Origin of the sequence: Streptomyces fuscigenes (genome assembly GCF_021556455.1) — a bacterium.
Classification (GTDB): domain Bacteria; phylum Actinomycetota; class Actinomycetes; order Streptomycetales; family Streptomycetaceae; genus Streptomyces; species Streptomyces fuscigenes.
Genome location: NZ_JAKGCV010000567.1, coordinates 1 through 3,014 on the forward strand (window position 1 = coordinate 1; position 3,014 = coordinate 3,014).

General features: G+C 74.7%; 2 protein-coding genes and 1 pseudogene. All 3 read left to right on the top strand.

From position 1 onward, the window contains the following. On the top strand, positions 1–737 hold a 737-nt coding region (locus tag L1885_RS26350; protein WP_235799668.1), incomplete at its 5' end, for a PP2C family protein-serine/threonine phosphatase. 227 nt (positions 738–964) lie between these two features. Beyond that, entirely contained in the window at positions 965–2,290 is a 1,326-nt protein-coding gene (locus tag L1885_RS26355) for a vWA domain-containing protein (RefSeq protein ID WP_235799669.1), read from the top strand. A 136-nt stretch (positions 2,291–2,426) separates the two neighbouring features. After that, positions 2,427–3,014, top strand: a pseudogene (locus L1885_RS26360) (FHA domain-containing protein); the annotation flags it as partial.

Here is a 3,014-nt window from a genome sequence, read left to right on the forward strand (position 1 = left end):
GCGCCCCCGCGGTGATCGCCGTGGTGTGCGACGGCGTGTCCTCGGCCGCGCGCCCCGACGACGCCTCCGCGGCGGCCTCGGCGGCGGCGGCCGGCTCGCTGCGGGCGGCACTGCCGCGCGGCACCCACCCGCAGCAGGCCATGCACGAGGCGATCGTCGCGGCGGCGCACGCCGTCAACTCCCTGGTCGACGACGGGGCAGGCGAGTCGGAGCGGTCCTCGCAGCGCCGGCAGAACGCGCCCGCCTGCACGTTCGTCGGGGCCGTCGTGACGGGCGGGCTGCTCGTCGTGGGCTGGGTCGGCGACAGCAGGGCGTACTGGGTGCCCGACGATCGCACGACACAGTCCGTACGTCTGACCGAGGACGACTCATGGGCCGCGCAGATGGTCGCGGCCGGTCTGATGAACGAGGCGGAGGCGTACGCGGACGAACGCGCGCACGCGATCACCGGCTGGCTCGGCGCCGACGCGTACGAACTGGAACCGCACACGGCCTCGTTCAAGCCCGACCGGCCCGGCACCGTGCTCGTCTGCACCGACGGCCTGTGGAACTACGCGGAAGGCGCGGACGAGATCGCCCGGATCGTGCCGGCCGACGCGTCCGCGAGGCCCCTGCACGCGGCGCAGGTCCTGGTCGGGCACGCGCTGGACGGCGGGGGCCACGACAACGTAACAGTGGCCGTCGTGCCGTTCGCCCCGCCCCGGGCCGGGGCAGGATCCGCGTACACCGCACCCTGACGCCGACCGAACGCGCCGCGCCCGGCCCGCTGCTGACGTTCCGTCAGGCACGGGCCAGGGCCCGGCCGTCCCACCGGCCCCGGCGCCTTTCGCGGTGCGCCGGTCCTCGGGGCGGCACGCCGGTGCGGGGGCGGGGCCCGCGCGGCGCCGCCCGTGTCCGTCACTCCGACCGTCGAAACCGCCCCGAACCGTTCCGCCCGGCCGGCGGAGAGCCGAGGAGCCGATTCATGGCGAACTTCTCCAAGTCGAACGTGCCGCAGTTCAGAGTCGACGTGTACCAGAACGAGTACCTGGCCGAGGGGGCGCGCGAGGTCAACGCCATCGTGACGGTGACGTCGACCGGCGGCGGCACCACCGGCAAGGGGCCCGCGGGCCGCGGCTCCGACGCGGCCGTGGTGATCATGGTGGACTGCTCGGGCTCGATGGACTACCCGCCGGCGAAGATGCACAACGCGCGGGCCGCCACGGCGGCCGCCGTCGACACCCTGCGCGACGGTGTCTCCTTCGCCGTCGTGGCCGGGACCCACGTCGCCCGCGAGGTCTACCCGGCGGACGGCTCCCTCGCCGTCGCCGGGCCCGGGACCCGGGCCCGCGCCAAGCACGCCCTGCGGGGCCTGGCCGCGGGCGGTGGCACGGCCGTCGGGACCTGGCTGCGGCTGGCCGACCGGCTCCTCGCGACGGCGGACGTGCCCATCCGGCACGGCATCCTGCTGACCGACGGCCGCAACGAGCACGAGTCGCCGCAGGACCTGCGGGCCGCGCTCGACGCGTGCACCGGGCGCTTCACCTGCGACGCGCGCGGCGTCGGCACGGACTGGGAGATCAAGGAGGTCACCGGCATCGCCTCCGCCCTGCTCGGCACGGCCGACATCGTGGCCGACCCGGACCACCTGGCCGCCGACTTCACGCGGATGATGGAGACCGCGATGGGCAAGGAGGTCGCGGACGTCTCGCTGCGGCTGTGGACGCCGATGGGCGCGGAGGTCCGCTTCGTCAAGCAGGTGGCCCCGACCGTGGAGGCGCTGACGGAGCGGCGTACACAGGTGGGGCCGCGCTCCGGCGACTACCCGACCGGGTCCTGGGGTGACGAATCTCGCGATTACCACGTCTGTGTAGAGGTGCCCGACGCGGAGGTCGGCCGGGAGATGCTGGCCGGCCGCGTCTCGCTGGTGCTGCCCGCGGCGGACGGTGGATCTCCCGAGGTCCTGGGCCAGGGCCTGGTCAGGGCGGTGTGGACGGACGACATGGAGGCGTCCACGTCGATCGATCCCCAGGTCGCGCACTACACGGGACAGGCCGAACTGGCGCAGGTCATCCAACAGGGTCTGTATGCCCGCAAATCGGGTGATCTCGATGGAGCCACGGCCAAACTCGGCCGCGCCGTGCAGCTGGCCGCCTCGTCCGGAAACGCGGAAACTGCGAAACTGCTTTCGAAGGTGGTGGACGTGGTCGATGTCGCGACAGGTACTGTGCGACTGAAGGCGAAGGTGGCCGAAGCGGACGAGATGACGCTCGAGACGCGCTCCACCAAGACCGTCAGGGTCAAGAAGTAACCGCGGGAAGCACCGCGGGGCTGCCCGCGGACACCGCGGGCACCGGTGGGCCCCGCTGGGACCCATCGCGCCACACCACCGCACGCACACCGAGTGGCGGCCGCGAGGCCGGATCAGGAGAGGGGGAAGCGCAGCCATGCCGACCTGCCCCAACGGACACCAGTCGGGCTCCGACGACTGGTGCGAGGTCTGCGGCCATCGCATGGGCGGCGCCGTGCCGCCTCCCCCCGCGCCGCCGGGACCCGGTTACGGGTATCCGCCGCACGGCCCCGCCGCGCAGCCCGAGCTGTGCCCGCAGTGCCAGACGCCGCGCGAGGCCAACGCGCCGTACTGCGAGGAGTGCCGCTGGAACTTCCTCACCAACACCGCCACCTCGTACACGCCCCTCGCGCCCCGCGTCACCACCGGCCAGGGCCCCGGCGGCGGGGTCAACCTGCCGCCCGGCTTCCAGACGGGGACCGCCGGCCCCCCGCCCGTGCCGCACCCGCAGGGCCCGGCCGACCCGTACGGCGCGCGCCCGCCGGAGCCGTTCGGCACGAGACCGCCCGAGCCGCCCTACGAGTCCACGGGCACCCGCCCGTCGCAGATCAACCGCCCCGCCGAGCCCCTGCTGTCCGAGCCCGCGCCGGGACCGGGTCCCGGACCCGAGCGGCCCGGCGGCGTCCGCGACGACATCTGGGGCGCGCCGCGCGCGCCGCGCTTCGAGCGGGTGTCGCCGCCGCAC